This is a genomic window from Hymenobacter glaciei (assembly GCF_039539585.1).
Taxonomy (GTDB): Bacteria; Bacteroidota; Bacteroidia; order Cytophagales; family Hymenobacteraceae; genus Hymenobacter; species Hymenobacter glaciei.
Window position 1 is genome coordinate 121,279 of the sequence record NZ_BAABDK010000010.1, and the last position, 24,800, is coordinate 146,078.

General features: G+C 62.8%; 27 protein-coding genes. 10 read left to right on the forward strand and 17 right to left on the reverse strand.

Translation table 11 applies throughout. From position 1 onward, the window contains the following. Window positions 1-37 precede the first annotated feature (37 nt). Window positions 38-454, forward strand: a complete 417-nt coding sequence (locus ABD837_RS05175; RefSeq protein WP_345051127.1) for a response regulator — start codon at window positions 38-40, stop codon at window positions 452-454. Here the strand turns inward: ABD837_RS05175 and ABD837_RS05180 are convergent. The 9 genes from ABD837_RS05180 to ABD837_RS05220 form a co-directional block, all read right to left on the reverse strand. After that, window positions 451-996, reverse strand: a complete 546-nt coding sequence (locus tag ABD837_RS05180) for a DsrE family protein (protein WP_345051130.1) — start codon at window positions 994-996, stop codon at window positions 451-453. The genes ABD837_RS05175 and ABD837_RS05180 overlap by 4 nt on opposite strands. An 83-nt stretch (window positions 997-1,079) precedes the next feature. Next, window positions 1,080-2,132, reverse strand: a complete 1,053-nt coding sequence (locus ABD837_RS05185; RefSeq protein ID WP_345051133.1) for a c-type cytochrome — start codon at window positions 2,130-2,132, stop codon at window positions 1,080-1,082. A gap of 59 nt (window positions 2,133-2,191) precedes the next feature. After that, window positions 2,192-2,602: a DUF6691 family protein gene (locus tag ABD837_RS05190; RefSeq protein ID WP_345051134.1), complete on the reverse strand. Its 411-nt coding sequence runs from the start codon at window positions 2,600-2,602 to the stop codon at window positions 2,192-2,194. A 15-nt stretch (window positions 2,603-2,617) separates the two neighbouring features. Then, the gene (locus ABD837_RS05195; protein WP_345051137.1) at window positions 2,618-3,178 is read right to left on the reverse strand and encodes a YeeE/YedE family protein; all 561 of its coding nucleotides are present in this window, start codon (window positions 3,176-3,178) and stop codon (window positions 2,618-2,620) included. Window positions 3,179-3,252: 74 nt separating this feature from the next. After that, window positions 3,253-3,891 (reverse strand): class I SAM-dependent methyltransferase, encoded by a 639-nt coding sequence (locus ABD837_RS05200; RefSeq protein WP_345051139.1) that lies wholly within the window; start codon window positions 3,889-3,891, stop codon window positions 3,253-3,255. Window positions 3,892-3,913: 22 nt separating this feature from the next. Then, window positions 3,914-5,263: an MBL fold metallo-hydrolase gene (locus ABD837_RS05205; RefSeq protein WP_345051142.1), complete on the reverse strand. Its 1,350-nt coding sequence runs from the start codon at window positions 5,261-5,263 to the stop codon at window positions 3,914-3,916. 58 nt (window positions 5,264-5,321) lie between these two features. Continuing rightward, window positions 5,322-6,140 carry a sulfite exporter TauE/SafE family protein gene (locus tag ABD837_RS05210; RefSeq protein WP_345051144.1) on the reverse strand — a complete coding sequence of 273 codons (819 nt, stop codon included), beginning with the start codon at window positions 6,138-6,140 and terminating at the stop codon, window positions 5,322-5,324. A 68-nt stretch (window positions 6,141-6,208) separates the two neighbouring features. Next, window positions 6,209-6,532, reverse strand: coding sequence for an ArsR/SmtB family transcription factor (locus ABD837_RS05215; RefSeq protein ID WP_345051146.1), 324 nt, complete (start codon window positions 6,530-6,532; stop codon window positions 6,209-6,211). 82 nt (window positions 6,533-6,614) lie between these two features. Further along, on the reverse strand, window positions 6,615-7,082 hold the full coding sequence (locus tag ABD837_RS05220) for a carboxypeptidase-like regulatory domain-containing protein (RefSeq protein WP_345051149.1): 468 nt from the start codon (window positions 7,080-7,082) through the stop codon (window positions 6,615-6,617). A 276-nt stretch (window positions 7,083-7,358) separates the two neighbouring features. Between ABD837_RS05220 and ABD837_RS05225 the strand changes: the two genes are divergently transcribed. From ABD837_RS05225 to ABD837_RS05240, 4 genes are all read left to right on the forward strand, one after another. After that, entirely contained in the window at window positions 7,359-8,300 is a 942-nt protein-coding gene (locus tag ABD837_RS05225) for an alpha/beta fold hydrolase (protein WP_345051151.1), read from the forward strand. A gap of 94 nt (window positions 8,301-8,394) precedes the next feature. Beyond that, the gene (locus ABD837_RS05230) at window positions 8,395-8,976 is read left to right on the forward strand and encodes a DUF7010 family protein (protein ID WP_345051973.1); all 582 of its coding nucleotides are present in this window, start codon (window positions 8,395-8,397) and stop codon (window positions 8,974-8,976) included. Window positions 8,977-9,021: 45 nt separating this feature from the next. Continuing rightward, window positions 9,022-10,167 carry a sensor histidine kinase gene (locus ABD837_RS05235; RefSeq protein WP_345051153.1) on the forward strand — a complete coding sequence of 382 codons (1,146 nt, stop codon included), beginning with the start codon at window positions 9,022-9,024 and terminating at the stop codon, window positions 10,165-10,167. Window positions 10,168-10,304: 137 nt separating this feature from the next. Further along, window positions 10,305-11,051 carry a LytR/AlgR family response regulator transcription factor gene (locus ABD837_RS05240; protein ID WP_345051156.1) on the forward strand — a complete coding sequence of 249 codons (747 nt, stop codon included), beginning with the start codon at window positions 10,305-10,307 and terminating at the stop codon, window positions 11,049-11,051. A 9-nt stretch (window positions 11,052-11,060) separates the two neighbouring features. On the opposite strand, the gene ABD837_RS05245 is transcribed toward ABD837_RS05240, so the two are convergent. Then, window positions 11,061-11,264, reverse strand: a complete 204-nt coding sequence (locus ABD837_RS05245; protein ID WP_345051158.1) for a PID-CTERM protein-sorting domain-containing protein — start codon at window positions 11,262-11,264, stop codon at window positions 11,061-11,063. Window positions 11,265-11,936: 672 nt separating this feature from the next. Between ABD837_RS05245 and ABD837_RS05250 the strand changes: the two genes are divergently transcribed. Then, window positions 11,937-13,427, forward strand: coding sequence for an amidase (locus ABD837_RS05250; RefSeq protein ID WP_345051161.1), 1,491 nt, complete (start codon window positions 11,937-11,939; stop codon window positions 13,425-13,427). A 104-nt stretch (window positions 13,428-13,531) separates the two neighbouring features. Here ABD837_RS05250 and ABD837_RS05255 read toward each other — a convergent pair whose 3' ends face one another. From ABD837_RS05255 to ABD837_RS05275, 5 genes are all read right to left on the reverse strand, one after another. Next, entirely contained in the window at window positions 13,532-14,056 is a 525-nt protein-coding gene (locus ABD837_RS05255; RefSeq protein WP_345051163.1) for a hypothetical protein, read from the reverse strand. A 208-nt stretch (window positions 14,057-14,264) separates the two neighbouring features. Continuing rightward, window positions 14,265-14,705, reverse strand: coding sequence for a DUF421 domain-containing protein (locus tag ABD837_RS05260; RefSeq protein WP_345051166.1), 441 nt, complete (start codon window positions 14,703-14,705; stop codon window positions 14,265-14,267). A gap of 62 nt (window positions 14,706-14,767) precedes the next feature. Continuing rightward, window positions 14,768-15,307, reverse strand: coding sequence for an inorganic diphosphatase (locus ABD837_RS05265; protein ID WP_345051169.1), 540 nt, complete (start codon window positions 15,305-15,307; stop codon window positions 14,768-14,770). Window positions 15,308-15,834: 527 nt separating this feature from the next. Beyond that, a complete protein-coding gene (locus ABD837_RS05270; RefSeq protein ID WP_345051171.1) occupies window positions 15,835-17,508 on the reverse strand; it encodes a T9SS type A sorting domain-containing protein in 1,674 nt (557 codons plus the stop codon). A gap of 108 nt (window positions 17,509-17,616) precedes the next feature. Continuing rightward, on the reverse strand, window positions 17,617-18,441 hold the full coding sequence (locus ABD837_RS05275) for a S1/P1 nuclease (protein WP_345051174.1): 825 nt from the start codon (window positions 18,439-18,441) through the stop codon (window positions 17,617-17,619). Between the two features lie 199 nt (window positions 18,442-18,640). Between ABD837_RS05275 and ABD837_RS05280 the strand changes: the two genes are divergently transcribed. From ABD837_RS05280 to ABD837_RS05295, 4 genes are all read left to right on the forward strand, one after another. After that, the gene (locus ABD837_RS05280) at window positions 18,641-19,063 is read left to right on the forward strand and encodes a hypothetical protein (RefSeq protein ID WP_345051176.1); all 423 of its coding nucleotides are present in this window, start codon (window positions 18,641-18,643) and stop codon (window positions 19,061-19,063) included. A gap of 232 nt (window positions 19,064-19,295) precedes the next feature. Then, the gene (locus tag ABD837_RS05285; RefSeq protein WP_345051179.1) at window positions 19,296-20,276 is read left to right on the forward strand and encodes a glycoside hydrolase family 43 protein; all 981 of its coding nucleotides are present in this window, start codon (window positions 19,296-19,298) and stop codon (window positions 20,274-20,276) included. A 153-nt stretch (window positions 20,277-20,429) separates the two neighbouring features. Then, window positions 20,430-22,529, forward strand: a complete 2,100-nt coding sequence (locus ABD837_RS05290; RefSeq protein ID WP_345051182.1) for a T9SS type A sorting domain-containing protein — start codon at window positions 20,430-20,432, stop codon at window positions 22,527-22,529. Between the two features lie 120 nt (window positions 22,530-22,649). Beyond that, window positions 22,650-23,894 carry a sterol desaturase family protein gene (locus ABD837_RS05295; protein WP_345051186.1) on the forward strand — a complete coding sequence of 415 codons (1,245 nt, stop codon included), beginning with the start codon at window positions 22,650-22,652 and terminating at the stop codon, window positions 23,892-23,894. Here ABD837_RS05295 and ABD837_RS05300 read toward each other — a convergent pair. Further along, complete coding sequence (locus ABD837_RS05300) at window positions 23,837-24,367, reverse strand: GNAT family N-acetyltransferase (protein ID WP_345051188.1); 531 nt, start codon at window positions 24,365-24,367, stop codon at window positions 23,837-23,839. The two genes, ABD837_RS05295 and ABD837_RS05300, sit on opposite strands and share 58 nt — an antisense overlap. A gap of 114 nt (window positions 24,368-24,481) precedes the next feature. Next, window positions 24,482-24,709 carry a hypothetical protein gene (locus ABD837_RS05305; protein ID WP_345051191.1) on the reverse strand — a complete coding sequence of 76 codons (228 nt, stop codon included), beginning with the start codon at window positions 24,707-24,709 and terminating at the stop codon, window positions 24,482-24,484. Window positions 24,710-24,800 lie beyond the last annotated feature (91 nt).

The window sequence follows — 24,800 nt, forward strand, 5'->3', positions numbered from 1 at the left end:
ACACGCGTGCGCCTGCTGTGTCGGGAGCCTACCCTGCATGCCGCAACTGTCCAGCATCCTGCTGGTGGACGACGACTCGACCACCAATTTTCTCAACGAGTCCCTCATCAAGCGCCTCGGCTTGGTAAAGCACCTGCACGTGGCCGAAAACGGCGCCCAGGCGCTGCAGAACCTGCACCAAACCTGCCTGCCGCTAAGTGCCAGCTGCCCCGACCTTATTTTGCTGGACATGAAAATGCCCATCATGAACGGCATCGAGTTTCTGGAAGCGTACGCGCTGTTACCGATTCAAAAACAGCAGCACACCGTCATCATCATGCTCACCACCACCATGCTGCGGGCCGACCTTGAGCGGGTAAAGCAGCTCCCCGTGGCCGGCGTGTTGAACAAGCCCCTGACGAAAGAGAAAATACTGGCCTTGGTGCAGGAGCATTTCAAAGCAGAGGCGGACTAGGGATGAACAATGGCCCAGCCCTCGGTTTGGCGCAGAATCAGTTCGCCGTTGCCGGTGGGCACAATGGAAATATAGGGCAGCATATCGTCCTTGGTTAGCTTATAGGCCTTCATCGAGTTTGCGCACTGCGTCAGGATGACGCCAGCCTGTTGCAGGACCAGCACATCGGCTTCGTACGGCTGGTCTTTCTTAAACACGGTTGTGCCCCGACTGAACACCACCAACTCCAATTCGAGCTTGCCTTTCAGGCGCGGGTCCTCCAACGCATTTTTCATGTTGTGCAGCGTCTGGCTGATGAGCCTCGGGTCGTCGCTATCGAGCTGATACACGGCGCGGTAGTGGCTTTTGGTTGCTGGTGCGCCCTGGAAAGCTGCCGCTTTGGCTGCGTAGGCTGCATTGGGTGGGGTGAGCGGGATGGCTGGCGGGGCAGGGGCTGAGGGCGACGTAGACGCGGCAGGGGCAGGGGTGGGGGTAGTTTGGGCGTTGGCGGCGAAAGCTGCGCCAATGAACAGCGCGGCTAGGAGGGGACGGAACAGGGGCATTGGAGAAGGAAAAAGAGTGAAGGTGAGCGTAAGAGATGCGGCCCGGCAACCAGTCTGTGAAAACCTGCCAGGGCGTGCAGGAATCAGGGTTGTTTTATTGATAGCTGCGCTGCCTCAATGGGTTGAAAAGGCCCAAACTTGTGCTGCGTCGCCGAGAAGCTGTCCGCATAAGGTCCGAACGGGTAATCGATGGGCTTCTGGGCAATGTTGGGCCAGTCGTGCGGGGTGGGCAGGTGCGGGCGGGGCTGCGAGTTTACAAACGCGGCCACGTCCCAGGCCTGAGCATCGGTCAGCTGCGGGTGGTCGAAGCTCGCGCCGAAGGGCATGGCCGCCTTCACGAAGCGCGCAAAACGCGAGACCCGAAACAGGCCGGCACCGTCGTTGTAGCTGCCCGGGCCCCACAGCGGCGGGTACTGGTAGCCGCGCCCGTGGGCCAGGAGCTGGCCTTGTCCGGCAGCTCCGTGGCAGCTCTGGCACTTGGCTGCAAACACGGCTTTGCCAATCTGTGGGTCGGCCGCCCGGTTGAGGTAGGGCAGCGGCACGAAGCCGGTGCCATACACCTCCTTCCCTTTGGGAATACCCGTGCCCAGCCACTGAATGTAGGCCACAATGGCGCGCATCTCGCGGCTGCCCACGGGTACAGCGCGCCCGTTGAGGCTGCGCTTCATGCAGTCGGCCACGCGCTTCTCGATGCCCTCCGCTGTGCCCGAGCGGGCGCGCAGCTTGGGGTAGGTGGCAGCTACGGCCAGGTAGTTATTGGCAAAGCCCTGGGTGCCGGCCTGCAGGTGGCAGTTCTGGCAGTTCATGCCGTTGGTATAGGAGCCCACAGTACCCCGCGGGCCCAGGTAGGCGGCAGTGCGGGCCACCAGCGCCCGCCCATAGCGGATTTCGCGGCCGGCAGCTGTGAGCGGAATCAAAGCCGTGTCGGGGGCTGGGGTGGCCGGGCGGTGGTAGCTGCCGGGTGGCGGCGGGCCTTCGGTAGCCTCGTCCGTCACCGCCACTACCTGGGCTGGGCCAGCCGGCCCAAGTAGCTGCGCCAGCACCACCACGGCCAGCAGCGCCACGGCCGCCGCCAGCAGCGTGAGGAGACGCACGAGCTGCGGCAACTCCTGCGCCCGGTCTTCCGTGGTGTTCATGGCGCGTTTCGGTGGTGAGCGTTAAAATCCAGGCAAGCTATTGGTGCGGCCGGTCGAATTTAATGCGGCAGCTTTTCGCGCAGGGCACTGTAGGTCCAGGTGCCAGCCAGGGCAGCCACAATCAGCACGGCCGCCGCGCCGCTGCCGCTGCCCAGCTGCGCAAACATGGGGCCCGGGCAGGCCCCGGTGATGGCCCAGCCGAAGCCGAAAATAAGTCCGCCAAGCCAGACTCCGTGGTTGAATTTTTTGTCGGGAATGACAATGGGCTCGCCGTTGATGGTTGTGAGCTGGTTGCGCTTGATGAGCTGAACCGAAACCAGCCCCACCACAATGGCCGAGCCGATGATGCCGTACATGTGGAAGCTCTGGAAGCGAAACATCTCTTGAATCCGGAACCAGCTGATGACTTCGCTTTTGGTCAGAATAATGCCGAACAGCACGCCCAACGCCAGGTATTTGAGGTTTTTCATGAGGCCAAAACCGGGTTAAAACAGGAGTGGATACACCAGCCAGGTCATGGCCAGCCCACCCACAAAAAAGCCCACCACGGCTACCAACGACACCCATTGCAGATTGGACAAGCCCGAAATGGCGTGCCCCGACGTGCAGCCGCCCGCGTAGCGTGTGCCAAAGCCCACCAGAAACCCACCCAGCACCAGGAAAACCCAGCCTTTCCAGCTGGCAAGGTTGTCGAGCGCAAACAGCTCGCGCGGCAGCAGGCCCGAAAAGTCGGTGAGGTGCAGCTGCGTTTTCAGGTCGCGCACGGTGGCGGCCGAAATGGCCACCGCATCAGGGTGGCCCAGCAGCCGGTAGCCAATGAAGCCGCCGATGGTGATGCCGAGCACGAAAAACAGGTTCCAGCTTTCGGCCCGCCAGTTGTAAGTCAGAAACGGAATGTTGGCCGGTAGGCAGGCGGCGCACACATGGCGCAGCGAGCTGCTGATGCCCAGGGCCTTGTTGCCGATAAGCAGCAGGGCCGGCACCGTGAGGCCGATAAGCGGCCCCGCTACGTACCAAGGCCAGGGCTGGCGCAGAAATTCAAGCATTGCTAAAGGATATTTGAAAGAATACGAGGAGAACGTATGGGGTAAACTCGTCAGAAGTTTTGCTTTCGGATGGGTCAGACAATCTCATTCACTTTGCGCTGAAAGGAGCAGAATAGAAAATTCTGCTTGGTCTGAAAGGGTGTTTCGTGGTCCTCGGTGCGGCAGCGCAGCTTCTGGAAGCCCGTGCGCAATTGCCTGCCAAGCGTGGCCTCGCTGTACTGCCGGATGGGCAGGCCGCTGCACTGGGTGGGGCCCGCCACCGAAAACGTACCCATGGTGAGAAAGCCGCCCGGCACAATGGCCGTGCGCGCCAGGCGCAGGTAGTGCACCACTTCGGGCGCAGTGGTGAGGAAGTGAAACGCGGCCCGGTCGTGCCACAGCGCGTATTGGCTGGCTGGCCGAAACTCCCGAACATCGGCCTCCAGCCACTGCACCCGATGCTGGCGGGCACCCAGCCGCTGTTGCGCCCGCGCCAGCGCCGCCCCCGAAATATCCAGCACCGTTACGTTCTCGTAGCCCTCGTCCAGCAGGTAGTCGACCAGACGGCTGTCGCCCCCGCCCACGTCGATAATGGGAGCCGATTTCGGCAGCGCGAAAGCGTGAATAAATTCCAGCGAAGTAGCGGGCACCGCCTGCGTCCAACTGACTTCGTGGGGCTGTTTGGCGGCATAAATGGTTTCCCAATGCCGTTTGGGGTCGGGGGCTGACATCATAAGGTTTGGCGAACAGATGAGTTTAATGGGCGGCTAGTTGAAACGACTTCACTGCTTCCCCCAAATCGAAGACTTCGGTACCGGGCAATACTGCCGCCACAATGCTGCTGCCCGCCGCCGAGCGGTAGCCGCCGGCGCAGTGCACCACCACCGGCCGGCCCGCCGGAATCTCGTGTGCCCGCTCGCGCAGCTCGGGCAGCGGAATATTGAGAGAACCCGCGAAAAGGGGCTCGTCGCGGTGCTCCACCGGGTTGCGGATATCGAGGATGGTGTAAGCCTGCGGGTGCTGGCGGAACTGCTCCACGTTCAGGGCTGACAGGGTGGCTTCGGTAACCGTTGCACCCACCAAGGCTCCTTTAATCAACGGCTCGTAGCCGATTTTGGCGGTTTTCTGAATCAGGTCTTCCAATGTCGCCGCGTCGGCCGCCAGCAGGTAGAACGGCTCCCCCGGCCCCACCACCGAGCCCAGCCAGGTTTCGAACTTGCCACCCTGCTGGATGTTGAGCGCCCCCGGCGCGTGGCCTTGCTTGAATGCGGCTTCGGGGCGGGCATCTACCAGCAGCACGCCCGGTTGTAGCGCCACGCCGGCGGCCAGGCGCGGCACCTGCTGCACCGCCGGCGCGTAGGGCGGGGCTCCGGCCTTGTTCAGGGCCACGTCGTGGGCGAAATACTTGGGGATGAAGGGCTGGTCGGCGAGCAGCTCGGCGATGAAGGCGGCCTCGCTCATGGGCCGCAGCATGGGGTTGCCGATGCGCTCGGCCCCAATGGTGCTGCTGTTGGCCCCGCTCAGGGCTTTGCCGCAGAGGCTGCCCGCGCCGTGGGCCGGGTACACCAGCACAGCATCGGCCAGCGGCAGGAGCTTATCGCGCAGCGAGTGGTACAGCTGGCGGGCCAGTTCCTCGCGTTTGGCGGTCATGTTGCCGGCCTTTTCGCGCAGGTCGGGCCGGCCCACATCGCCAATGAAAAGCGTGTCGCCGGTAAATACGGCCACGTCGTGTTCTTCACGCTCCAGCACAATGCTGATGGAATCGGGGGAGTGGCCCGGCGTGTTCAGGGCCAGAAACCTGAGTTTGCCTACGCTGAAGGTGTCGCCCTCGTCAAACGCCTGGTGGGGGTAGTCGGCCCCGAGCAGCCGGCTCACGCGGATAACAGCGCCGGTGGCCTGCGCAATTTCGAGGTGCGATGAGACGAAGTCGGCGTGCGGATGGGTTTCGATGATGGCCACGATTCGGGCGTCGTGGGCCTGCGCGTAGTCGTAGTAGGGCTGTGGGTTGCGGGCGGGGTCGATGAGCACGATTTCGCGGGCACACTCGCTGAGGATGGCGTAGGAGAAATGGGCCAGGCCCTTGTCTTCAAACTGCTCGATTTTCATGGGAAATCAACAAGAAAACGGATGGGTGAAACGGAATTGAGCGAGCAAAGCCAACCGGCTAGGCGTGGTGAAACAGCAGCTCTTTGACGAGGATAAACGTGCCCATAGCCAGCGTAAACCAGCCAAACGCGGGCTTCAGCTTAGCTCCGGGGATGAAGCGCGTCAGGTAAGTGCCCAGCACAATGCCGCCCAGCGCAAAAGCCAGAAAACCCAGTAGAAACGACCACGCAATGGGCGTGCCCGCGCTGAGGTCTCCCGAAAAGCCGATGAGCGAGTTCAGCGCGATGATGGCCAGCGAGGTGCCCACGGCCAGTTTCATGGGCAGGCGCGCGCCCAGCACCAGCGCCGGAATAATGAGGAAGCCGCCCCCCGCCCCCACAAAGCCCGTGAGCGTGCCCACCACCAGCCCAATGGCCAGAATGAGCGGGTAATTGAACGGGTGCTGGTGGTGCAGCTCGTCATCCAAGACTACTTCGGCCTGCCGGCTGCGAATCATCGACGTGGCGGCCGCTACCATCAGCACCGCGAAGGCCACCAGCACCAGCAAATCTTTGGTGAAAACGATAGCACCCACCGTAAACAGTTCGTGCGGAATGGCCGGCATCAGCACCTTGCGCACCAGAAATACGGCCAGCAGCGAGGGAATTAAAAACACAATGGCCGTGCGCAGCGACACCAGCCCCTTGCGGAAGTAGCCCGACGCGCCCACCAGCGACGTGCTGCCCACCACAAACAGCGAGTAGGCCGTACTCAGCACCGGACTCACGCCCATCAAATACACCAGCACGGGCACGGTGAGGATGGACCCGCCCCCGCCCATAATGCCCAGCGAAAGCCCAATGAATATGGCGGCGAAATAACCCAGATAGTGCAACATGAGGGAAGGAGGAGTGAATTGATTTATGAACGATTGTTCATGTATTTAAGCAAAAAAAGCCCGGCCAATTATAGGAAGGTGCACGCGGCCAGGCACTGGATTACGTCGATGACTTCGCGCATCTTCAGGGCGTAATATATGTTCTTGCCGTCGCGGGTGCTGCTGAGAATGCCCTTGAGCTTCATGCCGGCGAGGTGGTGCGAGAGCAGGCTTTGCTCGACGCTCAGCCGCTCGCTGATGTCGGTAACCGATAGACTGTCGTGGGCAGCCAGCAGCTGCACAATGGCAATGCGGGTGGGGTGGGCCGTGGTTTTGAGAATAAAAGCCACCTTTTCCATCTTCTCGATGGAGAGGCCCATATCAACCAGCGGCGCGGAAGTAGCGGCGCTCATACTGGGTAGCAAATGTATGAATAAAACTTCATATGTTGGGTTGTCGGCTCAACGGTAGCCCTAAGGAATTTGTTTCCAGCTATTACTTCATGTCGACGCTTTTGCCGTCGAGCCGGATGAGCTGACCGGCGCGCTTGCCGTTGCGGCGAATGTGCGCGGTGGGGTCTTTGGCCAACACCAGGCGGGGTAGTGCGCAGTCTTCGAGCGCAACATCCTGGGTGATGTAGCCGGCGGCACCAATGGTGAACTGCTGGCCCTGGTACACCACGTCGGAAATCTGAAACTTGCCTTCTGAATCGGTAACGTACACCTGGTGGGTGCCTTTTATGAGCAGCGTAGCTCCCAGCAGCGGGCGGCCATTGGCTTCGAACACCTGGCCGGTGAGCGGCGCACAAGCTAAGCGCATGCGGCGTGGGCTGGCCACGGGCCGGCCTTCCGACAGGGCCAGCCGGTTCTGGGAGTTAGCCGAAGCGGTGGCACGGGTGCTTTGGGCCGCAGCGGGCCGGGCAGCGCAGGCCAGTACAACAAGGGAAGCGAGTAGAATACGCATAGCAACGAATGGAGAAGGGCAGGAAGAAACCAGCAGCGTGGTCATGCCACCGGAGCGACTCCCTGCTACTCAACGGCTGCTGCCAGATTCTGTTACATGCGCCGGCCGACGAAAAGTTTCCACCCGGGCCCGGCGAGCCCGGCGGGCCGGTGCCATTCAGCCGCTCGCTACGCCATTCAGCCGGGCAAATTACCGTTCGCGAGAAAGTGGTTTCGCTCGCCGAAGCAGCCCGGTAAGTTTGGGTCATTCAATCACCAATCACCCACTTCACTGCCCATGAAAACTTCTGCATTCGCCCGCCGCCTGTCTTTTTCGCTGTTGCTGCTGAGCGCCGCGGCGCCGGCTTTCGCCACTGGCCCAGCCGCCGCAACCGTCAAAATTGCCGCCGATAAACCGGCGTTGCACCCCACCTTCACGGTGCGGGTGGTGGGCAAGGGCCAGCCCATGCTGCTGATTCCGGGACTGAACTGCACGGGGGCAGTATGGGACGAGGCCGTGGCCCACTACCAGCAGCGCTACCAGTGCCACATTATTTCGCTGGCCGGCTTCGGGGGCACCGCCCCGGTCGCCGTAACCGACCCGCTGCTGCCCGCCGTGCGCGACCAGCTGCTGGCCTACATCAAAACCCAGAAGCTGAGCAAGCCCGTGGTGGTGGGCCACAGCCTGGGCGGTTTCATGGCGCTGGCCCTGAGCGCGGCCCAACCCGAAGCCATTGGCCCGCTCGTGATTGTCGACTCGCTGCCTTTCATGGCCGCTGTCCAGAACCCGGCCGCCACCGTGGAAACCGTGAAGCCCATGGCCGAAAAAATGCGCCAGCAGATGAAGCAGGGCCACATGCCCGCCGCGGCCCAGCGCCAGATGGTGGCCGGCATGGCCACCGACACCGCCCGCCAAACCCTGATAGCCCGCTGGGGCATGGTTTCCGACCCCGCCACCACGGCCCAGGCCATGTACGACATGTACACCATTGACCTGCGCAACGACATCAGCCGCATTCAGCAGCCGGTGCTGGTGCTGGGGGCTTGGGCGGCCTACGCGCAGTACGGCTCGACCAAGGAGAGCACCCGCGCCATCTTCACGCAGCAGTACGCCAAGCTGCCGCAGGCCCGCATCGAAATGTCGGAAGCCGGGCGCCACTTCCTCATGTACGACGACACCGCCTGGTTTCTGGCGCAGGCCGATGCCTTCCTGAAGCAGCCGGCGGTGGCGAAAAAGTAGTTGCTGGCCGGTAGCTTCCGGGCCACAATTCAGGCCCGGGAGCTTTCTTGCGCTTCTTTTTCATGCTCATTCCACTTTTTTCTGCTTGGCTCGAATGCAACGGGAACAGGATTTTGAAATGCTCCACCTGGAGCTGTCGGTAAAAGCCAAAAACGGGCTTGATTTTATTGTGGCGGCCAGCGTGGTGTGGGCGGCCATTGCTTTCATCTGGACGCTGCCGGGCTCGGCCACGCACCGCGGGTTTATTACCTTCTTCGTAGGCGCGCTCACACTGCCCCTGGCCTGGGGGCTGTCTAAAGTATTTGGCACGGTCTGGAAGCTGCCCAACAACCCGCTGCAGCCCTTGGGGCTGTGGCTGAACATGGCCCAGCTGTTCTACTTTCCGTTTCTGATTTTTATTTTCAGCTACCACCCCGCGTATTTCATCATGACCTACGGCATCATTACGGGAGCACACTTCTTTCCCTATGCCTGGTTCTACAAAGCGCCGCCGTATGCTGCCATGGCCGGGGTAATTTCGCTGGGCAGCCTGCTCATTGGCCTGCGCACCGCCACGACGGCTCCTTACTGGGTGCCGGTGTTTGTGCTGGCATGCCTGCTGGTACTGGCGGGGCTGCTGTTTGCCCTGTATCGCCAGCGCGTGCCGAGCTACCGACTGGCCGAGGCCCCCCGGTAGCATGGGCACTCAGCTGATTTTTCACGGCTTATCTGTTCCTGCGCCATGCCCCGCTTCTCGGCCCGCCCCCGCCTGTACTGGACGCTCCAAATTGGCGGCTGGACTACGTTCGCCGTATTTGGCGGGGCCCAGGCGGCCATCTTCGGAAAGTTTGCGCCCATTGTTGTGCCCATCGAAGCCATCGTGGGCGGGGTGCTGCTGCTGGGCAGCCACCTCCTGCGGCTGTACGTGCGCCGCCACGGCTGGACGCGCCTGCCGCTGCTGTCGCTGTTGCCGCGCCTGTTTATGGCCAACCTGCTGGTGGCCGTGGGCAGTCAGGCAGTGATTGGGCTGCTGGTGTCGGGGCTATTAGCCGCCCTGCATTCGCCAGAATACGGCAAAGGCTTTCCGTGGCTGCAATACGTGGGCTATGCCGCGAATTCGTTTTTTATCATGTGGCTGTGGTCGGCGGCGTATTTCAGCCTGCACTACTTCGACAACCTGCGGCAGGCCGAAGTTGACAAGTGGAAGCTGACCGCTGCCGTGCGCGATGCCGAGATGCGCACGCTCAAGGCCCAGATTAACCCGCATTTTCTGTTCAATGGCCTCAACAACATCCGCGCGCTGGTACTGGAAAACCCGGCCCGCGCCCGCGAGATGATGACGCACCTCTCGGACCTGCTGCGCTACTCGCTGCAGCTGAACACCCGCGAGCAGGTGCCGCTGGCCCGCGAGCTCGAAACCGTGACGCATTACCTCACCCTCGAAAGCCTGCAGCTGGAAGAGCGCCTGCACTACACCTTCGACGTGGACCCCGCCACCTTGGCCACGCAGCTGCCGCCCATGACGCTGCAGCTGCTCGTCGAAAACGCCATCAAGCACGGCATCACGCCGCGGCCGGGCGGGGGAGCCGTGCACGTTTCGGCCCAGCTCGAAGGGCACGGGCAGGTGCTCATTACCGTGCGCAACCCGGGCCGCTATCAGCCCGACCCTACCGCGCCCGACCACACCGGCATCGGCCTGCCCAATGCCCATGAGCGGCTGCAGCTGCTGTTCGGGCCCAGCGCCAGCCTGCGCGTGGGCAACGACGCGCACCTGCCCGACACCGTTACGGCCGAGCTGCGCCTGCCGCTGGGTGCGATGGGTAGAGAAGGACGTCAGGCTGGGCAAAATGGGCATGCTGAGCTTGCCGAAGCATCTCTGCCGCAATAGCAAACCATTCGATTGGATTGCGTTGCGCGGTAGAGATGCTTCGACAGGCTCAGCATGACGTTCTTTTTTACTATCTACTAACCCTCTAACCCTCTAACCCTCTAACCCTCTAACCCTCTAACCCATCTTCACCTATTATGAACGTGCTTCTCGTCGACGACTCGCGCCTGGCGCGCACTGAATTGCGCCACCTGCTTCAGGCCTTTTCCGACGTGACCGTGGTGGGGGAGGCGCGCCATGCCGACGAGGCCCGCGCCCAGATTCAGGCCCTGCGGCCCGATTTACTGCTGCTCGATGTGCAGATGCCCGGCCAGACCGGCTTCGAGCTGCTGGCTTCACTGGAGGCGGCCCCGCACGTCATCTTCACCACCGCCTACGACGAATATGCCCTGCAGGCCTTCGCCGTAAATGCGCTCGACTACCTGCTGAAACCGGTGGAGGAAACCCGGTTAGCCGCTGCGTTGGCCAAAGCCCGGGCCCGCGTCAGTGCCCCGGTGCTAGTCGAAACCGGCCCGAACATCCCAGCAGAAGAGGCCGCGTTGGCTCCCCTTACGGCCCAGGACCAGGTGTTTGTGAAGGACGGCGAGCGGTGCTGGTTTGTGAAGCTGGCCGATATCAAGCTCTTCGAAATCAATGGCAGCTACACCCGCATTCACTTCGAAAACCACCGGCCGCTCATTCCCCGCACTTTGCAGCAGCTCGAGGCGCGTCTCGACCCCAAAGTGTTTTTCCGCGCCAACCGCCAGCAAATCATCAACCTGAAGTGGATTGCCGGCATCGAGCCCTGGTTCAGCAATACCCTGAAGCTGCGGCTGCGCGACGGCCCCGAGGTAGAGGTGTCGCGGCAGCAGTCGGTGCGCTTTCGCGAGCTGCTGAGCCTGTAGCGGCGCCGGTTAGCGAGCTGTCGGGCGGCGCAGGCGGCGGAGTGCGTAGGCCACCCCACCTGCCAGCAGCAGCGAAGCTCCTCCGTCGAGGGGGGTATCGGTTGGGGCCGCGGGGACGGGGCCGCCGTCGGCAGGCGCTTGGGCCAGGGCAGCCGGGCTGGCTAGTGCGGCCAGGGCAACCGCAAGCATTAGGCGTTGTAAGAGTGGTTTCATGGGCGTGGGAGGGCAAAGGCGGGCATCGGCAAAACCGATGGACGAAGGTCGGGCTCGCGCACCCGGCGCACCATCCGGGCCAGCGGGTATTTTTACGGGCCCGGTTGTCCGTGCTGCCACGGATGCCGGTGCCGTTGGCCTTATCCAGACCAGTTGCATTCACCCGTTTCTTAGAGCCGTTTCGGAGTCAGTGGATGTAGGGGCGGTGCCCCTACATCCACTAGACTTGTTCCCAAATACTGAAAAGCACCAAATTGGCGGTCATGCTGAGCGCAGTCGAAGCATCTCTACCGCTTCGTTGCACCGATTGGATTGCTTACGCGGTAGAGATGCTTCGACTGCGCTCAGCATGACGTTCTTTTGTTGTTTTTTCTTATTGGGGAACAAATCCACTGACCACGAAACCGCGCTAATGAAAATATAACGCTTTATGGTTGCCCTTGTATGCTGTCCGATTCCGGTGCTGGCGACTTACAAGGGCCCGACGTTAGAGCGGTTTCGTGGTCAGTGTAGAGGCTGAACGAGGTAGGGGCGGGGCTTGCCCCCGCCCGTCGTTGAACGGAACCGGTCAAGGGGCCTCAACGTCCGGGCGGGGGCAAGCCCCGCCCCTACATCCACTGACTCCGAAACGGCTCTAGTGGGTTGCTGGCTCCGGTCCGCTACTTTTAGCCCATGCTCTCTTTCCCCGAATACGACCGCCTCGATGCCCTGGCCCAGGCCCAGCTCGTGCGCACCGGCCAGCTCTCCGCCGCCGAGCTCTGCGCCGCCGCCGTAGCGCGGGCCGAGGCGGTGAATCCGCAGCTCAATGCCGTCGTACATCCGCTGTATGAGCCGGCGCGCCAGCGCGCCGCTGCCGGGCTCCCGGCGGGCCCGTTCGGCGGCGTACCGTTTCTGCTGAAGGACTTTGGGGCGCAGTATGCCGGTGCGCCGCACACCTCGGGCAGCCGCGCTCTGCGGGGCTTTGTGCCCACCGAGGACGCCGAGCTGGTGCGGCGCTGGCAAGCCGCCGGCCTCAACATCCTGGGCAAAACCAATACCCCCGAGTTTGCCCTGATGGGCGTGACCGAACCCCTGCTGCACGGCCCCGCCCGCAACCCCTGGAACCTCGACCATACCCCCGGCGGCAGCAGCGGCGGGGCGGCGGCGGCCGTGGCGGCGGGCATCGTGCCGGTGGCCGGCGCCGGCGACGGGGGCGGCTCCATTCGGATTCCGGCGGCCTGCTGCGGCCTGTTCGGGCTGAAACCCAGCCGGGGCCGTGTGCCCACCGGCCCCGAGCAGGGCGAAAAGTGGCAGGGCGCCGCGGTGGAGCACGTGCTCAGTCGCTCGGTGCGCGACAGCGCGGCTCTGCTCGATGCCACGCAGGGGCCCGATGTGGGGGCGCCGTACTTCCTGCCGAACCCCGCCCGGCCTTATCTGGAAGAAGTAACCCGGTCGCCCGGCCGGTTGCGCATTGCCTTTAGCCTGGGCCACCCGCTGGGCAGCGCCCTGCACCCGGAGTGCGCCACGGCCGTGCGCGACGCGGCGAAACTGCTCGAAAGCCTGGGGCACGACGTGGAGGAAGTGCCACTACCCTTCGATGGCCGCGCCGTGGCCTCGGCATTTCTGATGCTGTATTTCGGTGAAACCGGGGCCAGCATTGCCGCCCTTAGCAAGCACCTGGGCCGCCCCGCTCGGCCCGCCGATGTAGAGCCCACTACCTGGCTGCTGGGCCTGCTCGGCCGCACCTACACCGCGGCCTACTTCGCCGTGGCTCGCCAGTCCTGGAACGACCACGCCCGGGCCTTCGGCCGCTTCCACCACACCTACGACCTGCTGCTGACGCCCACGCTGGCCACGCCGCCGGTGCGCATCGGCGAGCTGCAGCCTAAGCCCCTGGAGCAACGGCTCCTGAAGCTGGTGAACACCTTCGGCCTCGGCGGCCTCATTCGCCGCTCGGGCATTGTGGAGAAGCTGGCCGAGCAGAGCCTCGAAAAAACGCCCTACACCCAGGTAGCCAACCTCACGGGCCAGCCCGCCATGTCGGTGCCCCTGCATTGGACGGCCGAGGGCCTGCCCTGCGGCGTACAGTTTATCGGGAGGCTAGGGGCTGAAGACGTGCTCTTCCGGCTGGCTGGGCAGTTGGAGCAGGCTCGGCCGTGGTTCGATAAGCGGCCGGCACTGTAGGCTACAGGAGGGGCTATTGGCACTTGTTGTTATGAGCTACCTCAGGCTAATGCCGGCCCGCAGGTTGGGTTAATGTTGGCCGCCACGCTAATGAATAAACGGCTTCAGTAGCGTAGCGGCTTGAGGAACCCCTGTTTGGCGGAATACTCCCACTGCTCAAGCGTGGCACGTTGGTGTGCATTGGTTGGCGACACCGAGTCGTGCAGGGCTTGCGTCACGCTGGCTGGGGTCGGGGTATTGATAAGAATATTAGTCATGCGGTATTCGACGCTGTCAGCCGTTACGGCAGTTACTTCAATCAAGCCATATTGCCGGCCATCGTCGGTTACGTTCACTTTGTAGCGCTGCCCTGCGGCTTCTGTTATTGAGGGCTCTTGTACCACCGAGGGCTGGTCGGCCTCCTTGCGTTTCTCGACCCAATTAATGGTCAGGCTAATGGTTGCATAGGCTCCGAAGAGTAGCAACAACGAAAATTGCGTGCGCGGTGTGCGCGCATGGTGTTGAGCCTCTTGTACGAGCCACTGATAGGTGGCCGGCATTTCGCGGAAGTAGAGAACCTGTTTGCAGTGCTGACAGGTAGTGATGCTGGTTTTGCCGATAGGGAAGGCCGGAATCCAGAGCAAATGCATGTATCGGGAAAATACGGTGCAGGTGAGTGTATTCGACACATGGCAGTTCGCACAACCCACGCCGGGTAGCGGAACTAAAGCAATGGTTGAAGCACGGCTCCCAGAAAAAAACAGCATGATATAGCGTCGGTGAAATAGGCGCGCGCGCCTATGCGCAGCGCGGTGGCTGGCAAAGCTAAACAGAGCTTCGCTGCCAATTTCTGACCTATTACTCGGACTGTTTCTTTACTACACTGATGCTGCTGTTGCGTTCCAGGCGCACGGCCTGGGCTTCTTCGGCGGCGGCAATGTTGCCTCCTTCGCGCAGGCCTTCAAGCTGGTCTTGGTGGGTGATGTTGTGGCGGCGCAGCATTTCTGCATTCACCTGGCCGTGCTCGGCCAATACAGCACCTTCGCCCTTCACCAGTTGGCTCACAAAGTGGCTGCGGAACGAGGCCCAGGCCAGCAGCCGGTGCAGGCCCATCAGTATAAAGCCAGCCAGCAGCGTACCCCAAAACGGTGAGGCCGCTGTTGCTGCCCGGCTCAGTACGGCCCCGAGCATAATTTTAACAACCACATCGAACGCCGCACTGGTGCCGAAGCTGCGTTTGCCGGATATGCGCAGCAATACCAGTCCGGCGAAGAGAACCAGCGCGGCGCGCACCATCATCTGCAGCGTCGTGATGGTGCGCGAGTCGGCGTTGAAGCCAATTAGCAGGTTGAGCAGGTCTTTCAGGCCCGGAAAGCCGCTGCGGCTTGCTTAAGCGACGCCACCGCCCGGGCTGCGCCCACGCGACGCAGAATCTTGATTTGCTGCCCTTTTACGGCGTTGTAGGATGTAAAAAAATGCTCAATCTCGTGCAGCATCTCGGCCGGTAAGTCGGTGATTTCCCGGAGGCCTTTGTGCTCGCGCGAGTTGGCCGCCACGGCCAGCAGCCGGTCGTTGCGCACCACGCGGCCGTCTTTTTCTTCCTGCTCCACTTCCAGCGCGCCCAGTACCCGGGCCTCCACCACGCAGCCCGGAAACGCGGGCGCTGCCAGCAGGAGCAGCACGTCGAGCGGGTCGCCGTCTTCGGCCAGGGTGGAGGGCACAAAGCCAAAGTCGAAGGGGAAGCTGTGGCCTTCGGGCAGCACGCCCATAAGCTTGAAGGCCTGAATTTCGGGGTCGAAGGCGAACTTGTTGCGCCCGCCTTTGGGCGTTTCGACCACCACGTGCACGCGCTGGCGCGACTGCGGAACGTGGGCCGGGAGCTGGTGCAGGGAGGGGGCCATGTTGGGAAGCACGAAGCGCGGAATGTGCCTGCGCTTATCGTTTAGGACGACCAATGGGAAGCAGATGTTGCTAGTGTGCTGCTTGGCCGGCCCCAACGGCCTGCGCTACAATGCGGAATTATCCGCATTTTGCCAGCCGGTGAGCACTTCTGCGCTAAGCAGATGCTCGACCATAGGCCCGGCAATGTCGTGGCGCTTCTACCTAGCCCTTTTTTTGTTTACGGCTAATGCCAACAACCCCGCCACCCCGGCCGCCGTCTTGGCTGGGTCCCTGAAAAAAAGCAGGCCGGGGGTGCCAGAAGCAGGAGCGCCGCACCAGCCAGAAGTTTCATGGCGAGTACAAGCGGGCCCGCCTCGATTTGCAGGCTCACTTGCGCGAGCAGAACCCAGACGTGCCGCCCTCGACGACAACATTCGCACCGCTAACTCTCTCATCGTCGGCTCCGCCGTGGCCGGCGAGCTGGCCTCCGGCTCGAAGCAAGAGTTTCCGAAACTGGTGCCTGCCCGGCGATGGCTGGTACGTTGTGCTACTGGCGCACCAGCCGCTGCGTCTGACTGCCGCTGCGCACCACGTACACGCCCGGAGCCAGCGGGGGCAGTATCAGGCCGCTGGCTTCAAAAACTGGTCGAGCATCGACTGCTACCCGGCGGCCCAGGCAGTCGAATACTTCTACCGGTTGGCCCTCGGCCATGCCGGTAGCCCACACGGTTCCAGTACTCGGGTTGGGCCAGAGGTTGAACACGCCCACGGGCGAGCGGCGGGCTATATCGGCGACGCTCGACACAAAGCCGCGGTCGGCGTAGTAGTCGTAGTACTTGGTGCCGCCGGGCACGGTGCTGGGGCCCAGTACTAGGCTGGGGCTTTCGAACGAGCCGGCAATGCAGGCTGTGCCGTCCGAGCCCAGGGCCACGCCGGCCACATGGTCATCGCCGGTGCTACCGCCCCCTAGGGCCCAATGCCAGCTGCCGTCGGAACCCAGCCGGGTCACCACCAAATCGGCTTTACCCACAGCGGTAAGGGCTGGCAACTGGCCGAAGGAGGCCGTTTGGGAGAAGCTGCCCGCCACCGTCAGCTCACCGCTGGCGTCGCGCACGAGGCCGGCGCCGGCATCGGCTTGGGGGCTGCCGCCCCGCACGGCCCATTGCCAGGCGCCGGCCGGGGTCAGCTTGGCCACAAACAAGTCGTAGCTATTGTCGGTGCTGTTCAGCGCGAGGCTGCCGAGCCGCACCTGCTGGCCGGCTACCGCCCCCGTGACGTAGGCATTGCCGGCTGGGTCGAGCACGATGCCGCGCCCGTAGGCTGCCGTGGCCGCCGTGGCGTGCGTGGCCCACTGCCAGCGGCCGGCCGGGTCGAGCCGGGCTACGAATAAATCTTTCGAAAAGCCTGCCCGTGTGAGTACCGTGGTTCCAAATGTAGCCGTATACCCCTCGAATGAGCCCGTGACATAGGCGCTGCCGGCCGCATCGACGGCAATGCTCTGGCCAAAATCGTAACCGCAGCCCCCACCCGCCACGGCCCACTCCCAGGTGCCGGCCGGGGTTAGTTTGGCCACAAACCCTTTATAGCCCCCGTAGCAACTCAGCGTAGTGCTGCCAAACTGCGGGCCCCCGTTGAAGCCGCCGGTCACGTACACGTTGCCGCCGACATCTACAGTTAGGGCCGTGCCTATTAGGTACAGGAATGAATTGCTGGACTGGCCAGCCGATAGGGTAGGGGCCGTGGCCTGCAGCCACACGCCGGTCGGGCTGAGCTTGGCCACAAACAGATTGGCCCCTACACCGGGTTGGTTCAGGGTAATGGTTCCGAAGCGGGCGGTGCTGCTTTCAAAATACCCGGTGATGTAGACGTTGCCGGCTGCATCGAGCGCCAGCCCGTTGCTGATGTCCCAGTCGTTGCCACCCGCGCGCACCGCCCAGCGGTAGTGGCCCGCCGGGTCCAGGCTGGCCACGAACAGGTCGTAGTCGTTCTCGGCCGTGAGCGTGATGTTGCCCAGGGTCATGGTCTTGCGGAAGATGCCGGTAACATAGGTGTTGCCCGCGGCATCAGTAGCTATGGCACGGTTCTGCGCCTGCTGGTCGTAGGTTGTGGGCGCTTCAGCGCCAACGGCCCACGCAAAAGCGGGAACCTGGGCCCTGACGCCCAGGGCCACGAGCAGTGCCACGCCGCTGCACAGAAGCCGGGCGTAAAAGGTATAGTTCATTGGTAAGAAGTGGAAAGGGGAGTCAGTGACCGGCCAAATTTAGCAACAAAACGCCCCCACTGTTAAGGCAGTGGGGGCGTTGACGGGCATATATTTTGGGCCTGCGACTTACTTGGCGAAAATGTCGTTTAGCACGCCGGCCAAGCGGATGCCGGCCTTCAAAACCTGCTGCTGGGCCACGGGGCCGAAGGTGGGGTAGAAGTGCCAGTCGAACTTGGGGTTGGCCGCGGCGGCAGCGTAAATCGGAGTGCACAGCTGGTACGACTCGAACAGCCAGGTTGTCATGTCGTCTTTCTGCCACTGCTTAATTTCGGCCGCCGAAGCGTGGTCGTAGGCCGCCGTCATCTCGGTGTAGGTATAGCCAGGGAAGTCCATAATGGCCGTATCCCACACGCTGTGCAGGTTGGAATCCTCCTTGGCCCGCCAGTTTACGACAATGCCGTTGCCGCCTTTGTCTTCGGCGTGGCCCACGTGCAGGGGCTGGTGCACATCGCCCACCAAGTGAATGAGAAATTTGAGTGCCACGCGCTTCTCGTCGGCCGTTTTCTTGGGGTCTTTCAGGTCGCGGCGGGCTTGCAGCAAGGCAGTATAGGCGTTGGTAGGGGCGGCCGGGGCAGCCAGGGCGGGGTCGTTCAGCTGCGCCACGAAGGCCGCCAAGTCAAGGCCGCTGGCCACGTTGAGGTAGTGCCAGGGAGCGGTTTCGCGGAACTGGGGGTCGCTGCGCAGCTCGTCGGCCCAGGTGCTCACCAACGGCATGGTTTCCCAACCCAGCAGCTGGCCAACCTGCTGCCGGGCTGCGGGCGTGAGGTGGTTTTCGGCAATGCGGGCCACGGCCCGGTGGCCCAGTACGCCCCAGGCCCGGCCGGCGTGCGGTGCGGCAAGCAGCAACAGCGTGAATAAAACCAGCGACCGAGCACCTAGAAAACGAAGCATGCGAAAGTTGAAATAAAAGAAGGGAGAAGAAACCAGATTTTACCCGGATGAAATTGGCGTAATGCCCACCAAACCACAAAGCTACACTAAAACCGGTATTGCCGTAGAATCATAAATTATGAATATTCAAACAGAAGCGGTAGCTTTACCTCTTCACCTTTGCCCACCGATTTTTTACGGAGGCGCTATTCACCTCTGCATGGAGCTGCACCCGCTCGTTGATTCCCCGGCCGTTTTCATTGGCCACGATGCCGTAAACCATTGCCTGTACGCCGACTGGCGCGGCGACTACAACCAGGAAATGTCGCGCTCCACCTGCCGCATGCTGCTGGCCGTGCAGCGCCAGCGCCCCTGCGCCAAGCTGCTGAACGACTATTCGAGCATGACGCGCAGCACCGTGCAGCTCACGCAGTGGGGCGAGCAGTGGCTGGCCGATATGCAGGACGCCGGCCTGCGCTGCATAGCCTGGGTAATGCCCAACGACCCCATGGCCCGCCAGGTAACCGAAGAGTTGGTGCAGGCCATCGATGCGCCCCGCGTAGTGGCGTTTCAGGATGTGGCCTCGGCCTATTCGTGGCTGAGCCAGCAGGTGCTACCCACCGTGGCGATGTCGAGCAATTAGCGCGGTTTTCGAGGCCAGTGTACAGGCTAAACGATGTAGGGGCGGGGCTTGCCCCCGCCCGTCGTTGAACGGAACCGGTCAACGGGCATCAACGTCCGGGCGGGGGCAAGCCCCGCCCCTACATCCACTGACTCCGAAACGGCTCTAGAGTTGGCAGACGTTGGGCAAGGAATAACGAATAGCAGAGGATGACGTTCTTCGGCTCGTCGCTGTGCTTTCATCCGCTCCGCTCATGCCTTCAACCTACACCAACCCCGTCTTCGACGACAACTTTCCCGACCCCACCATCCTGCACGCGCCCGATGGCTGGTACTACGCCTACGGCACCCAGACCAAGCGCGCCGGCCGCATCATCAACCTGCAGGTAGCCCGCTCGCGCAATTTGGTGCAGTGGGAAGACTTAGGCGAGGGCTTGCCCGAAAAGCCGGGCTGGGCGCAGCAGAGCCAGAAAATATGGGCTCCGCACGTAAGCCAGCACGCCGGACGCTACTACCTCTACTACTCGGCCCGGCGAGATGAAGCCGATTCCCTCAGCCTGGCCGTGGCGGTGGCCGAGGCGCCCGCTGGCCCGTTCGTGGACTGCGGCCGGCCGCTGCTCGAAGGCCCCGGCTTCACCTGCATCGACCCCATGGCTTTCGACGACCCTGCCACCGGCCGCCGCCTGCTATACTGGGGCTCGGGCTTTGGCCCCATCTGGGTACAAGAGCTGGCCGAAGACCGCCTCGGTTTTGCACCCGGCAGCGTAGCCCACGCCGTAGTGCAGCCCAGTGGCTCGGATGACGTAGCCGATTACCACCGCCTGATTGAGGCCGCCTGGGTGCATTACCGGGCCGACTCGGGCTGGTACTACCTGTTTTTTTCGGGCGATAACTGCTGCGGCGCGCACGCCCACTACGCGGTGCTGGTGGCCCGAGCCCGCCACGCTACCGGCCCTTTCGAAGTGCAGATTGCTCCCGTGCTGGCAGCCAACGACCAGTGGCGTGCGCCGGGGCACAATTGCCTGGTGACCGATGCTACTGGCCACGACTGGCTGGCCTACCATGCCATCGACCCACGCCAGCCCACCTTCGACGCCATCGACGACTCGGAGGGCTACTCGCGCCGGGTGCTGCTGGTGGACCGACTCACCTACTCGGCTGCAGGATGGCCAGAGGTAGCGGGAGGTTCGCCGTCGTGGCAGCCGCGCCCTGCGCCAGTGGGAGAGGGGCTTTAGCTGGATAGGGCTGGCCGTAGGTGCGGAGTATTTCGGCGCGGCTGCCACTTACAGCTGCCGGAGTCGTATGCAGGTATCGGCACCTTTGGCAGTAGTAAACCCAATACCGCTACGCCGTCCGTATCTTGGGTAACCCGTTATTTCTGCTGGCTTATGGCATTAGTGTTATTGCTTTCTGGTATTTTGCCTAAATGCCGCGCGTGGCTATTAGCAACCGTCTTATCTGGTGCCTGCATATCAGCTCCGGCCTATGCCCAGGCCCCGGCAGTGGCCGAAGCCCGCTGCCTGATGCTGCCCTTGGCTCCTGAGCTGCGCGTGCAGCTTTCCAGCCTGGTGATAGAAGCCGAGGTGCGCGATGCCCAAAGCTTCTGGGACGCCGGCCACCACCGCCTTTTTACCCGGCACCGGCTGCAAGTATTCTCGGTACTCAAAGGCCAGGCTGCCGATACCACTGGCCTCGTACTGCTTACCGAAGGTGGCCGCCTGGGGCTCGACCAGCAAATTTTGACCAACACCTTGCAGCTGGTGCCCGGCCAGCGCGGCGTGTTGTTTCTCGCACCGGCTGCCTGGCCTGGCCTGCCTGGTGCCGGCCACCTGCTCACGGCGGTGGGCAGCCAGCAGGGCTTCATCGAAGTAAACCCCACCGACGGCACGGCCGCCGAACCTTTCCGCACCTACCCGGCCCTTGACGCGGCTTTTTACCAGCGCCTTGCCGGTCTCACGGGGCAACCGCGGCAGCTGCTACAACCGTTGCCCGTGTTGCGCAGCGCGGCCAAACCAGCCGGCACGCTGGCGCCGTTGGTCACGGGCCTCAGCCCCCTTAGCCTGCCCGCCGGGGTAGGAGCGGTGCTCACCATCAATGGCAGTGGCTTTGGCAGCAGCCGGGGCACGGGCTTCGTCGAGTTTCGCAATGCCGACGATGGCGGCAGCACCCGCGTGAAAGCCCGCGATACCGACTACCTGGTCTGGACCGATACCCGCATTCAGGTGCGGGTGCCCTCGGCGGCCAGCGGCGGCCACCCGGCCGGTTCGGGCCAAGTGCGCGTCACCACCGATGGGCAGCTGCAGGCCGAAAGCCTCGTCCCGCTCACGGTCATTTACGCCCTCACCAATGTGGAGAGCACCGACGGCACCATTCTGCAGCGCCCCAACCACGTGGCCCAGAACGCCAGCGGCGGCATCAGCTTCCAGCTTGGCCCCAACTTCGGAGCGGCCCCTACGGCGGCCTGGCAGCGTGCGCTGGTTTCCTGGCGCTGCAACACGGGCATGAACTGGGACGGCGCCGCCGGCCCCAGCAACGCCATCGCCGACGACGGGGTGAACGTGGTGGCCTTCGACCAGGGCGCTCAACTGCCCACCCTGGTGCTGGGCCGCACCACCAGCTACTACCGCGGCTGTTATGCTCCCGATGGCACGGTGGTGTTTTGGGTGAAGGAACTCGACATGCAATTCGACGATGCCGCCAATTTCCAGTTCGGCCCGGGCAATGCCATCAACCCGCAGATTGATTTTGAAACCGTGGCCGTGCACGAGCTGGGCCATGCCCATCAGCTGGGCCACCTCATTCTGCCCGGCGCGGTGATGCACTACGCCGTAGCCCGGGGCCAGAATGCCCGCACCTTGAGCGCCGCCAGCGACATTGCCGGCGGCCGGCAGGTACTGCGCGTGCGCAGCTTCCGCAACCTGGGCTGCGGCGGCCCGGCCCTATTGCCGGCTCCGCTCACGGCGCTGGCAGCATCCGTCGTAGCTGGTGCCGCCACCCTTACCTGGACTACCCGCGACGAATGCTTCCTGAGCAGCTTTGTTGTAGAGCGCAGCGCCGGCCTCGATACCACCGGCTGGCAGCGCGTGGGCACCGTAGTGGCCCGCCCGCCCGCCGCTCAATACAGCTTCACCGATGCGCAGCCCCCGGCTGGCCTGCACTACTACCGCCTGCGCCTGGTGCGGCCCGATGGCTCGCTCGATAATGCTGCCCCCGTGCTGTTGAGCTCTGAGGGCGCCATAGCAAGCATTTTTCCTAACCCCGTAACGGGCGATTTTCTGCAGTTTCAGTACCCGGCCGTAGCAGCGGGCATAGTCACGTTTCGGGTCTACGACGAGCTGGGCCGCCTCGTGCGAGCCGTCAACCTCAACGTGTCGGCGGGCCTGAGCCTGCGTAGCTTCGACGTAATTGGCGTGCGCCCAGGGCTCTACCTGCTGCGGTGGCAGGATAGCCAAGGCGGCACCGGCAGCCAGAAATTTATGCGGGAGTAGGGCGTAGCACGGGTTGGGGTGCTTATTGATTATTTTTGGGAAATCCAGATATTGCTATGCATTCTGTTTGTAGGATGCATCATCTTGCTGTTCTATTTTCCTTTCCCAAATCCCACCCCTGTGTCGCTCAATCCCATTGTCCTCAGCATTCCCATCTACTTCATCCTGATAGGAGTAGAGTTGCTGGCCGAGCGCTGGCACCAGACCCAGCGCTACCACCTGGCCGATGCCCTCACCAACATTAGCTGTGGGGTAACCTCGCAGGTTACGGCCGCTTTCATGCGCATTGTGGGCGTGGGGGCTTACGCTTTCATATACGAGCATTGGGCCCTGCTCCACATCCGCCAGAGCTGGGCGGTGGGGCTGCTGCTCTTTGTGCTGGTCGATTTCGGCTATTACTGGGCCCACCGCCTCAGCCACGAAATCAACTTGTTCTGGGGCGGCCACGTGGTACACCACCAAAGCGAAGACTACAACCTGAGCGTGGCCTTGCGCCAAAGCTCGTTGCAGAGTGTGTTCACGTTTTTCGTGTACCTGCCGCTGGCGGTTATTGGCTTCGAGCCGGTATTCTTTGTCTACATCTCAGCCTTCGTCACCCTCTACCAGTTCTGGATTCACACCGAGTTCATCGGGCAGCTAGGGCCGCTGGAGTGGGTGCTTAACACGCCTTCGCACCACCGCGTGCACCACGGCCGCAACCCCCGCTACATCGACAAGAACTACGCCGGGGCTTTCATCGTGTGGGACCGCCTCTTCGGCACTTTCGAGCCCGAAACCGAGCGGCCCGTCTACGGCATCACCACGCCGCTGCGGTCCTGGAACCCCCTCTGGGCCAATATCAGCCACTACCCGGCGCTCTGGGCACAGGTGATGGCCACGCCCGGCCTGGGCAACCGCCTCCGGGTCATCTTCGGTCGGCCCGGCTGGCGCCCCACAGAGCAAGGAGGCCAGATGGAAATCCCGGCCGTGGACGAAGCCACGTACCAGAAATACCAGCCCAGCCCGGTGCGCGGCGTGCCCGGCTACGTGCTGGCCCAGTACGTGGTCCTGATTGGCGGGGCTGCCCTATTCCTGTTTCAGCAAGCCACCCTGCCTACCGCCGCACGCTACCTGTTGGCCGTGTGGGTCGCGGCGGGAGTAGTTGCCGGCGGCGGTCTGCTCGAAAACCGCGCCTGGGCCTGGGCGCTCGAAGTACCCCGCCTGCTCGCCTCGCTGGGGCTATTAGTGGCCTTCCTGTGGGGTACGACCTGGCTCGCCGGTGCAGCAGTAACGGGTACGCTGTTCGTGCTAGTTTCGCTGGTCTGGTTCTACAGGCTGCGTTCGGTGGGCGTGGCGGCAGCCAGTGCGGCCGGCGCTATCTCGTAGCGGCCCAGCTGCGCTTCGTCGAGGTTGCCATTGAGCCACTCACTCTCAATGTTAGCCCCCAGCCTTTTGTAGAAGCCGATGGCGGGTTCGTTCCAATCCAGTACCTGCCATTTCATGCGCACAGCTCCCGTCACGCGGGCCTCAGCCACCACCGCATCAAACAGCAGCCGGCCCAGGCCACCGCGTCGGGCGGCTTCGGTAACTACCAGGTCTTCGAGGTAAAGCATGCGGCCCTTCCAGGTTGAATATGCGGTGTAGTAGAGCGCCAGCCCAATGATTTCGGTACCCGGCTTTTCCAGCACAAAAAAGCCGAAAATGGGCTGCGGTCCGAAGCCGTCGCGCTGCATGGCGGTCAGGGTATTGGTCACGGCTTCCGGCGCCTTTTCGTATTCAGCCAGCTCTTTAATCAGGCCCAGCACCTGGGGCAGGTCGGCCTCCACGCCGCGGCGCAGGGTATAATCAGCAGTTGTCAATGTCTGGCGAATAGTTAGAGGTGGGAGTTGAACCTGATGGCAACAAAAATGAGCAATGAAAAACGCCGTCGGGGCATTGCTCATTGCTCATTGGGATGTGCTCATCGAGCGAAATTACATCTGCGGCTGCATCTTTTTGATGTCCTCGGTGGCATTCACCGCGTTCAGCTCGCGGTATTGCTCGGGCTGCGCGGCCCCTTTGGTGGTATCGGGGGCGGCGGGCAGCTCGGGTAGCTTGGTGGTGACGATGTCCTCCTCAGAATCAACCGAGGGGCCGCACGAAGGCAGCGTGAGCGACAGCAGGGCAGCGGCCAGCAGGCCGGGGAGGAGCGTTTTTTTCATGGGTGAAGTTGCAAATAGTGCCGCAAGTTACGCACGCCCGGCGGCTTGCGATGCGGAATGTTACGGGTTAGAGCCGCTAGGGGCCAGCTGT

Excerpts from the sequence above, each read along its gene's own strand:
- ABD837_RS05305 (WP_345051191.1), bottom strand. The coding sequence starts at position 24,709 with ATGAAAAAAACGCTCCTCCCCGGCCTGCTGGCCGCTGCCCTGCTGTCG.
- ABD837_RS05205 (WP_345051142.1), bottom strand. The coding sequence starts at position 5,263 with ATGAAAATCGAGCAGTTTGAAGACAAGGGCCTGGCCCATTTCTCCTAC.
- ABD837_RS05290 (WP_345051182.1), top strand. The coding sequence starts at position 20,430 with ATGGCATTAGTGTTATTGCTTTCTGGTATTTTGCCTAAATGCCGCGCG.
- ABD837_RS05235 (WP_345051153.1), top strand. The coding sequence starts at position 9,022 with ATGCCCCGCTTCTCGGCCCGCCCCCGCCTGTACTGGACGCTCCAAATT.
- ABD837_RS05190 (WP_345051134.1), bottom strand. The coding sequence starts at position 2,602 with ATGAAAAACCTCAAATACCTGGCGTTGGGCGTGCTGTTCGGCATTATT.
- ABD837_RS05230 (WP_345051973.1), top strand. The coding sequence starts at position 8,395 with ATGCAACGGGAACAGGATTTTGAAATGCTCCACCTGGAGCTGTCGGTA.
- ABD837_RS05260 (WP_345051166.1), bottom strand. The coding sequence starts at position 14,705 with ATGATGGTGCGCGCCGCGCTGGTTCTCTTCGCCGGACTGGTATTGCTG.
- ABD837_RS05210 (WP_345051144.1), bottom strand. The coding sequence starts at position 6,140 with ATGTTGCACTATCTGGGTTATTTCGCCGCCATATTCATTGGGCTTTCG.
- ABD837_RS05250 (WP_345051161.1), top strand. The coding sequence starts at position 11,937 with ATGCTCTCTTTCCCCGAATACGACCGCCTCGATGCCCTGGCCCAGGCC.
- ABD837_RS05265 (WP_345051169.1), bottom strand. The coding sequence starts at position 15,307 with ATGGCCCCCTCCCTGCACCAGCTCCCGGCCCACGTTCCGCAGTCGCGC.
- ABD837_RS05240 (WP_345051156.1), top strand. The coding sequence starts at position 10,305 with ATGAACGTGCTTCTCGTCGACGACTCGCGCCTGGCGCGCACTGAATTG.
- ABD837_RS05245 (WP_345051158.1), bottom strand. The coding sequence starts at position 11,264 with ATGAAACCACTCTTACAACGCCTAATGCTTGCGGTTGCCCTGGCCGCA.
- ABD837_RS05220 (WP_345051149.1), bottom strand. The coding sequence starts at position 7,082 with ATGCGTATTCTACTCGCTTCCCTTGTTGTACTGGCCTGCGCTGCCCGG.
- ABD837_RS05275 (WP_345051174.1), bottom strand. The coding sequence starts at position 18,441 with ATGCTTCGTTTTCTAGGTGCTCGGTCGCTGGTTTTATTCACGCTGTTG.
- ABD837_RS05270 (WP_345051171.1), bottom strand. The coding sequence starts at position 17,508 with ATGAACTATACCTTTTACGCCCGGCTTCTGTGCAGCGGCGTGGCACTG.
- ABD837_RS05255 (WP_345051163.1), bottom strand. The coding sequence starts at position 14,056 with ATGCATTTGCTCTGGATTCCGGCCTTCCCTATCGGCAAAACCAGCATC.
- ABD837_RS05285 (WP_345051179.1), top strand. The coding sequence starts at position 19,296 with ATGCCTTCAACCTACACCAACCCCGTCTTCGACGACAACTTTCCCGAC.
- ABD837_RS05280 (WP_345051176.1), top strand. The coding sequence starts at position 18,641 with ATGGAGCTGCACCCGCTCGTTGATTCCCCGGCCGTTTTCATTGGCCAC.
- ABD837_RS05180 (WP_345051130.1), bottom strand. The coding sequence starts at position 996 with ATGCCCCTGTTCCGTCCCCTCCTAGCCGCGCTGTTCATTGGCGCAGCT.
- ABD837_RS05175 (WP_345051127.1), top strand. The coding sequence starts at position 38 with ATGCCGCAACTGTCCAGCATCCTGCTGGTGGACGACGACTCGACCACC.
- ABD837_RS05215 (WP_345051146.1), bottom strand. The coding sequence starts at position 6,532 with ATGAGCGCCGCTACTTCCGCGCCGCTGGTTGATATGGGCCTCTCCATC.
- ABD837_RS05200 (WP_345051139.1), bottom strand. The coding sequence starts at position 3,891 with ATGATGTCAGCCCCCGACCCCAAACGGCATTGGGAAACCATTTATGCC.
- ABD837_RS05195 (WP_345051137.1), bottom strand. The coding sequence starts at position 3,178 with ATGCTTGAATTTCTGCGCCAGCCCTGGCCTTGGTACGTAGCGGGGCCG.
- ABD837_RS05185 (WP_345051133.1), bottom strand. The coding sequence starts at position 2,132 with ATGAACACCACGGAAGACCGGGCGCAGGAGTTGCCGCAGCTCGTGCGT.
- ABD837_RS05225 (WP_345051151.1), top strand. The coding sequence starts at position 7,359 with ATGAAAACTTCTGCATTCGCCCGCCGCCTGTCTTTTTCGCTGTTGCTG.